5 protein-coding genes and 1 pseudogene are annotated in these 7,615 nt (G+C 50.5%); 3 read left to right on the top strand and 3 right to left on the bottom strand.

Going from position 1 to position 7,615, the window contains the following annotated elements; genetic code table 11:
- The first annotated feature begins 52 nt into the window (after positions 1–52).
- On the top strand, positions 53–640 hold the full coding sequence (locus H6F43_RS02755) for a rhomboid family intramembrane serine protease (protein ID WP_190340473.1): 588 nt from the start codon (positions 53–55) through the stop codon (positions 638–640).
- On the opposite strand, the gene H6F43_RS02750 is transcribed toward H6F43_RS02755, so the two are convergent.
- The 3 genes from H6F43_RS02750 to H6F43_RS02740 form a co-directional block, all read right to left on the bottom strand.
- Complete coding sequence (locus H6F43_RS02750) at positions 637–2,316, bottom strand: serine/threonine-protein kinase (protein ID WP_190340472.1); 1,680 nt, start codon at positions 2,314–2,316, stop codon at positions 637–639. The two genes, H6F43_RS02755 and H6F43_RS02750, sit on opposite strands and share 4 nt — an antisense overlap.
- Positions 2,317–2,715: 399 nt before the next feature.
- Positions 2,716–3,912: a pentapeptide repeat-containing protein gene (locus tag H6F43_RS02745; protein WP_190340471.1), complete on the bottom strand. Its 1,197-nt coding sequence runs from the start codon at positions 3,910–3,912 to the stop codon at positions 2,716–2,718.
- A gap of 230 nt (positions 3,913–4,142) precedes the next feature.
- The gene (locus tag H6F43_RS02740) at positions 4,143–5,138 is read right to left on the bottom strand and encodes a hypothetical protein (protein ID WP_190340470.1); all 996 of its coding nucleotides are present in this window, start codon (positions 5,136–5,138) and stop codon (positions 4,143–4,145) included.
- A 628-nt stretch (positions 5,139–5,766) separates the two neighbouring features.
- Here H6F43_RS02740 and H6F43_RS02735 point away from each other — a divergent pair.
- Both H6F43_RS02735 and H6F43_RS02730 read left to right on the top strand, forming a co-directional pair.
- Complete coding sequence (locus H6F43_RS02735) at positions 5,767–6,021, top strand: peptide ABC transporter substrate-binding protein (protein ID WP_190340469.1); 255 nt, start codon at positions 5,767–5,769, stop codon at positions 6,019–6,021.
- Between the two features lie 344 nt (positions 6,022–6,365).
- Positions 6,366–7,615: pseudogene (locus tag H6F43_RS02730) on the top strand (hypothetical protein); the annotation flags it as partial.

The following is a 7,615-nucleotide window of genomic DNA, read 5'->3' as shown; positions in this document are numbered from 1 at the left end:
ACACCGTTAGCGCTAAACCAGCCATACTGCACTCCAGTGAGAAATACTATCAATGCAGCCAGTGATCAGCAACGACTTTCCAACGCACGCCAAGATTCTCGGTAGCTTTATTGCCCTGATGTGGGCAGTGGAAATTGTCGATCGCGTGCTGTTGCGCGATCGCTTAACTCTCTTGGGGATTCGTCCGCGCACGCAGGTTGGGCTGCGCGGCATTGTGTTTGCTCCCTTGCTGCATGGGACGTGGAGCCACCTAACGGCGAATACGCTGCCTTTTGTGGTGCTGGGCTGGTTCGTTTTGCTGGGAGGCGTTGAGGAGTTTGCGATCGTCACTGCGGTCGTTTGGCTAGTCAGCGGCTGCGGCGTCTGGCTTTTGGGCAGACCAAACACGCTTCATATTGGTGCCAGCAGCCTCATCTTCGGCTATTTCGGGTTTCTGCTGCTCCGCAGCTACTTTGAGCAGGACGTGTTATCTGCGGGGTTTTCAGTCGTTGTGGCGCTGCTGTACGGTCCCCTGATTTGGGGAGTGCTGCCGCTGCGACGGGGGGTGTCCTGGCTGGGGCACCTGTTTGGTTTTGTGGGCGGGGTGCTGGCTGCGCGCTATTTGCCGGAGCTATCGCAGTGGTTGACGCGGTTGGGTTAGTGTAGGTCCGCATCCCAAACGCCCACGTAGATACGATCGCGATCGTTGCGTTCCACGACGCCTTTGAGTCCACCGGACTGGAATGAATATTGATTGGCTTGGCGATCGTACACCCGCTGAAGTCCTTGCCGAATTTCGTTGGAGGTGCGGCTGTTCATCATGCCATCGAGCGCTTGCAGCATTGCATCAGCGCCAACCGATTGAGCAAACGCGGCTTCCGTTTGTCGGAGTTTACCCGTGTCGTTGTCAAACAAGTAGCCCAGGGAAACTTCACCGGGAACGTAGTCTTCGTAGCGCACCGCGCGGGTATTTTGCCAAAAGCCTTTCGCTGACGCGGTTGGTTCTCCCAGCGTTTGCCTGACTGTGCTTTCTGGCGTTCCCACTGGAAAGCCAACGGTGCTGACTGAAGTTGTTGGCTTGCTGGGTGGCTCCGGCGCAGCAGGCGTTGGGGTAGGCGTTGGGGTAGGCGTCGAGGCAGTCGGCGACGGCTCCCTCGAAGGAGCGGCGGGGGCAGGACGTTCCTGAGGTGGCTCCTGCGGTGAAGCTTGCGCGATCGGGGTTGTAGGCGACTCACTAAGAGGCGTAGACGGCTCCTGAGCGACGGGCGCTTCCGCAGGCGGCGATTTCAGCAGACCGATCGCGGCTGCCCCTGCCCCGAACGCTAGCCCAGCTAGAACCAAGCCCACCAGCAGCGGCGATCGTCTGGGTGCTTGGATAACGCGACCCGCAGCGGTTTGGCGAGGGGAAGCGGTTTGGCGAGGAGGCACAGCGGCAGGCACTCCCGGAGCTACGGCAACGGTCGGGATGGTTGAAGGAACCGACGCCGCAGACTGTGGTGCGTTGAACTGTAGCGCGTGCAGCATTTCTTGAGCGTTGTAAAACCGCTGGCTTGGGTGGAGCCGGATCGATCGATCCAGCACCATTGCCAACTGAGGGCTAACCGTCGGTGCGGCCTGACGCCAAAGAAGCTCGCTGGTGTGGGGGTCGGTTTGCAGCGCTTCGGGGGACTTACCCGTCAGCAAAAAGATTGCCGTCAGCCCTAGCGCGTACAGGTCGCTGGAATAGGTGGGTCGCCCTCCGGCTTGCTCACCGGGCATGTATCCGGGCGTACCAATTACCACGGTATTGGCAGCATGACCCTGCGAATTGACCACCGTTCCCATCGCTTCTTTTACTGCACCAAAGTCAATGAGTACGGGCTGCTGATCGCGCGATCGCAAAATGATGTTGTCTGGCTTGATGTCCCGATGCACCATTTGCCTGCTGTGCACAAACTCTAGAACGGGCAGAAGGCTAACCAGGATGCTTCGCACGGTCGCTTCTGGCAAGACTCCCGTCGCCTGCACTTGCTGCGTCAGCGTGACGCCATCAATCCATTCCTGCACCAGATAGTACTGCCCTGTTGACTCGAAGTAGGCGTAGAGATCGGGGATTTGAGGATGCTCCCCCAACTGCTCTAAGATCACGGCTTCTCGCTCGAACCGCTGATGTACTTGCTGGGCAAGCTGCGGTGAATTGGAAACGGGAATCAGCCGCTTGATGACGCAGCGACGACGCGAGGGCAAGTGCGTGTCTTCAGCTAGAAAGGTTTCGCCAAACCCTCCCGCACCCAACGTTTGTAGAATGCGGTAGCGGTTGTTGAGCAGTGGTTGATTGGATGGCGTGACGGATTGCATCGGACAAGTTTCTTGTACGGTTGAGCTTCAACGATAGCCGCGATCGATAGCGCTCGATCGGTGTCGCTATTCTAGTATTGTCTGCCACGCGGTCTTTGTCGTCGTTCCCAAGCGAGAGCCAGAGACGGGCTAGTGCTCAGCGGCTGGAGTTGACATAATTTGACCTAATAGTGTCAGAAGTAAGCAAGCTAACGGCTCGGTTCAGCGGCGGCAAACTACAGTAACAACTTGAGGGGCTTTCATCTGTCTGCTGCAACCGAATTGTTAGACTACGATCGCTTGCTTTAAGAAATTTATAAGCGTGGTGCGTCCCCAAAAATCTACCTGTGAAGTGGGAAAAGTTGCATTAAGGAACGCACCCTACGGCGATGGCGATCGCACTGAGGTATCAAATTAGCCTTAAAGCCACAAGCTAATCCGGCTAAGCACGATATCCCAGACACTACTGCCATTAGCATTGACCATGCCATTCTTTTTAGGATCGTAACCATCCGGAAAAGATGTGGAACCGTCGTAGAGAGTAAATCTCAAAACAGCCTTTTCAAGAGAAGCAGAGCTCAAATTAGCACCAACTAAGCTGGCTGCATCAATTTTCGCTCGATCTAGGCAAGAATGAGTTAGATCACATCCCACTAGATTACAGCCACTTAAATTGCACTGTCTAAAATTTCCTTTCCTGAGCACAGCATGACTTAAATCAGCGCCAGCTAAGTTAGCTCCCTTATTTCCCCATTTCAAAAGCTCGAAACTTAGAGAAATTGCTTTTAGCGCCAGTAGTCTCATTATCCCACGGCGATTGCTCCATTCTAATTCCAGTCTTGATTCTAGTAGCTCTTCTAAGAAGCTAAAACTTAGTTCAACATCAGCTAAATTAGCTCTGCCCAAGTATGTTCCACGCAAACTTGCTTGATCCATGCGAGCCTCTTCTAGATTCACCTCTTGAAGTATGGCTCGATCTAGTTCAGCTTTAACGAGAAACGCTCTATGTAGATCTGCTTTATCTAGCCAGGCACTTTTGAGTGTTGCAGAAGCGAGATTTATTCCACGCAAATTCGATTCTGCTAAATTAGCACCGTCTAGGTTAGCTCTACTTAAATTGGCTTCACTTAAATCTACTTTTCGTAGACGCACATTCCTCAAGTTAATTGCACTTAGATCTACTCCTCTAAGAAGTGTAGGACTATGTTCATCTAGGCTTGTTTTCTGAATCAACTTAGCATCGCTCAGAAACTCGAGAAATTGTATTCTACGTTCATAATCAAGCTCCCTGAGGGCACTAACTACAATAGCTCTGGCAGCTTGAGCTATTGGGCTCTCATGCTTTTGAGAGGCGAGGTCTTTATCAATTAAAAGTTTAGTTATGATATCGAGATAATTCTTGCTAGCTTCCTGCTGATTCTTTTTGATTGACAACTCACGTTCAGCAAACGCTAACCGCTTCGTAATAAATATGGCAATTAGAACTAATGCTAGAGGGGTTGCCAGCGTGCCTACCCACTGTCGGAAGTTGTCAGAAGCTACTAAATCAGTTATTTGCTCTCTAAGAGGGCTCAATAAAGAGAAGATATCATCGATAAAATTGTCTAATAACTTCATCTCAAGTATGAAACCTCTTTATTAGCTCAGTATCAACTTCGTGAAGAACTTAGTCTACTTCTGTATTGCCTTCTAGGCAAGAGAGTATCCATTCCTGTCTAACGATCATGTTGAGCGGCTGTCAGAACTTTTGAAACGAAGCTAGCATCTTTCTGCAATCCGTTCCAACATGATCGTTATGCTATGTTTAACTTCTCAAGAATCGTCTCTTCAACAATATTTATTGGTCATCAGCGCAGCAAATCTAAAACTGACTTTACTGTAGGCAGAAGTAGCCCTGTTATGACACCAAAATATGTCTTGAAGTCAAGTGGCCAGTCTAGCTCACCTTGAATGTGCTTACGCCACTCTATTAGTTTTGTAATCGATTCAGCGGTATCAGATGAGGGAGCTGCACTCCACTTATCGTAAAATCCCTGTAATGTTTTGTTTAATTGTTCAAGTCTATTTTGCTTTGATTTTGCCATTAGCTGATGTATAAGATACTGACCAGCCAGGAAAAATGTAATGATTGCAATAGCAAACGGAAAGATCCAAAACTGCCCAAAACTGCCATAAAGTGTCAAACGTCTCTCTCCTGGAATTAACCATACAGCAGCAACGGACCCAATATAGTTGAATACCCCTGGTATAAACAACTTTAAAAACGTCTGGTTTAATTGCCTGAGGTCTTTTTCATGCCACTCAAAAACGCTTTCCTTAATTTCAAAGTTCCCTAATCGCTCAAGGAAGACCAAAACACCGAAGTAATTCCATGTTACTGCTCCAGTTAAAGCAAATAAATTCACTGAAAATATGATAAAAGCAGTATGAGCTAAACCTAACCAGGGAAAACCTAGTGTACTTACTGTTAATGCTCCAACAGAGCCGAAAATTACTGCAACTATATAAATCCACTTGCTTGAAAATATTAATTGAGTTTGAGTATTGAACCATTGCTCGAATTCATCGTTTGGTAAATCTAAAAAATTTTTCAGTGTAGAGGAAAGTGAGCCAAAAGTATTATATAAATATGCTGCAACAAACGGCATAAATACAGCAATTAATCCAAATATTAACTCAGTGGCAATGTACGAAGGATGCCAGCTTAATAAACGCTGAAGCGTTAAATTAATTGTAATAAGTAACAGGCTTACTAGGGAAAGAAGTCTCGGCGCGCCTACAATACCACTACATCCTTTGTATGAAGAAGAAATTTGTCCTTTAGTTCGCTTTAAGTTTGGCATTTTATCTTTACAAACTTCTCTTTCGATAATTTACTTCACATTGTGTTAAGCATACATCAACCACAATCTATCCCAAATCACATTGAGAAATGCTGTAGAAGCAACATAACTTGTTACTAGACGGAATCTTTCCGTCTAATATCTCACATTGGGTGAATAGGCAGAAAGATTCGACATAACACCCCAACTTCAGAACTTAGGTGGAATCTTTCCGTATAATACGCTGCTGGAGTTGGATAGGCGGAATCTTTCCACAAATTTTTAGAGTGACTGCAAGGGTGAGCGGACGAATGATCGCCCACACAACCCATCGAAACAAGTGCGCTGACGTTACGGTATACGCTCAATCTCTCTAACCAGGGGATTGACGGAACACCCGCACTACCGTTATTCTCACAAACTAAGGTTGCGTGCCCATTCTTTAACGCAGCCCGTATTCCCAAAAATTCAGTCAACGCTACCCAATGCTGTTACCAGCAGCAAGGGGTAGCTAACCTCCGAGACTGTTAGTGCCAGTCACGGTGGCTAAAGGCGGATCTTAGCATCCTCTTCAGCCACCTTGCTTCCTTGTGTCGTGGGGTGGCTGAGTTTTTGGGATTTCCTCAACTCAAACTTAGGAGATCCCACCATGCTAGATGCATTATTGTCCGCGTTTCCGCCAAACGAACCCAACTCCCCGCCGCCCGACCGCCAACCCTCCGATGCGTGGGAACCGATTCACGTTCTCGTGATCAGCAGTCCCACAGGCGTGCGCGAAGTGATTTACGAGCTACACCAGCGCGGCTTTGCAGAAGTCGGGGCGTGGAGCAGTCTGCAACCCGCGCCGCACGACGAATCGGTGATGAGCATCCTGACCAAGCGACGGGCAAAAGAGCGCGAGTAGGAACGATCGCACCGCAAGGGCAACGCAGAGAGGTAGCTTTCCACTCAGCGATCGCCCTTGCACCCCATTCGTGAGACACGATCGTCTTGCCGAAGGGTCGCAAGCACCAAAACTGCCGATCTAGCTGAATAGCCTCAGTAGGACTGATACCAATCCTCTAAATTCCACCTACCGATCAAACCACCAAAACGTAGGCAGACCTAGGCTTCTGCAATTCCGAATTGCGAATTCCGAATTCCGAAGTTGCCCTTGCAACCCCTTCCTTCGCAAGCCAATTGATCGCACCGCAACTCCGTTGCGCAATTGGGGCTATCTAGCGGTAGCCTTCTCAACCTCACTACTCTATGTCGCGTGCGCTGCGCTTTGGGATTCCCTTCGTTCTAGTTGTGCTAATTCTGCTGGGCAACCATGGATGGCGATCGGCGCAGACCGCGATCGACCCAGAGCCAACGCAACCGTCGGCAGCGCTAACGACAACGCGAGTGCCGTCGTCTCCCTACCTGTGGTGGGAAGCAGAAAACCCCCGCGCCACGAATTTTCCTCGGCGCAATCCGTTTGCGCCTGCCACCGCTGCCGAAGCCACCGTACTGTCTGGAAATGCCTGGATTGGCGTCGAGGGTTCGCGATCGCAGCCGTTGTTTTTGGAGTACCGCGTCACGGTTCCTGACGCTAAGAACTATTTCTTCTACACGCGAAAGTTTTGGCAGCACGGTCCATTTCGCTGGCGCTGGGACGATCGTCCGTGGCAGTCGGTCGGCTCGTCTACCTATTTAATGGATAGCGTCGGGCTGCGATCGGGAATTGGAGCGAACTGGATCAGCTTAAATCGTGTTGAGTTAGAAGCGGGACCGCACACGCTGCGAATCGAGCTAACCAAAAATGACGGAGCCGCTGCCTTTGACTGCTTCGCGCTCACCACAGATCCCATGCAGCCGCGTGGCAAACTGAAACCCGATCAGCGATACAGCGCCAACATTCCCGGCTGGTTTGTCTTTGACCCAGAGGCAGACTCGTTCGGCAACAGCCCGATCGACCTGCGCTTTCTGAATGAAGCGGTTGCAGGCGAACACGGCTGGATTCGCGTCAAGGGCGAGGACTTTGTGCAAGAGCAAACTGGACGTCCGGTACGGTTTTGGGCAGTGAATTTGGGGCGCGAGGCGATCGACATGGACGTCGCCTCAATGCAGTACATGGCAAAGTTTCTGGCAAAGCGCGGCGTCAATCTGGTGCGGCTGCACACAAAACTCTGGTCCGAGGATCGGCAAATTGAGCCAGAGACGATCGATCGCCTCAGAACCTTGATCGCCACGCTCAAAGCAGAAGGCATCTACACAGGTCTGTCGATTTACTTTCCGCTATGGCTGCAATTGACCCCAGAAAGCGGCTTTCCGGGCTACAGCGGGCAGCATCCGTTCTCGCTGCTGTTTTTTAACCGCGAGTTTCAGCAGATGTATTACGGCTGGTGGCGATCGTTGCTGACCACGCCCAACCCGCGCACAGGACTGGCGCTGCGGGACGATCCGGCAGTCGCCATGGTAGAACTCGTCAATGAAGACTCCTACTTTTTCTGGACCTTTGACCCCTACAAAAGCGT

Origin of the sequence: Leptolyngbya sp. FACHB-36 (assembly GCF_014695955.1) — a bacterium.
Lineage (GTDB): Bacteria > Cyanobacteriota > Cyanobacteriia > Leptolyngbyales > Leptolyngbyaceae > FACHB-36.
The sequence above is the reverse complement of the archived record's forward strand: the minus strand, read 5'-3'. Positions and strand labels throughout refer to the sequence as shown.

Coding starts and splice junctions, on each gene's coding strand:
- H6F43_RS02745 (WP_190340471.1), bottom strand. CDS start 3,912: ATGAAGTTATTAGACAATTTTATCGATGATATCTTCTCTTTATTGAGC.
- H6F43_RS02735 (WP_190340469.1), top strand. CDS start 5,767: ATGCTAGATGCATTATTGTCCGCGTTTCCGCCAAACGAACCCAACTCC.
- H6F43_RS02755 (WP_190340473.1), top strand. CDS start 53: ATGCAGCCAGTGATCAGCAACGACTTTCCAACGCACGCCAAGATTCTC.
- H6F43_RS02740 (WP_190340470.1), bottom strand. CDS start 5,138: ATGCCAAACTTAAAGCGAACTAAAGGACAAATTTCTTCTTCATACAAA.
- H6F43_RS02750 (WP_190340472.1), bottom strand. CDS start 2,316: ATGCAATCCGTCACGCCATCCAATCAACCACTGCTCAACAACCGCTAC.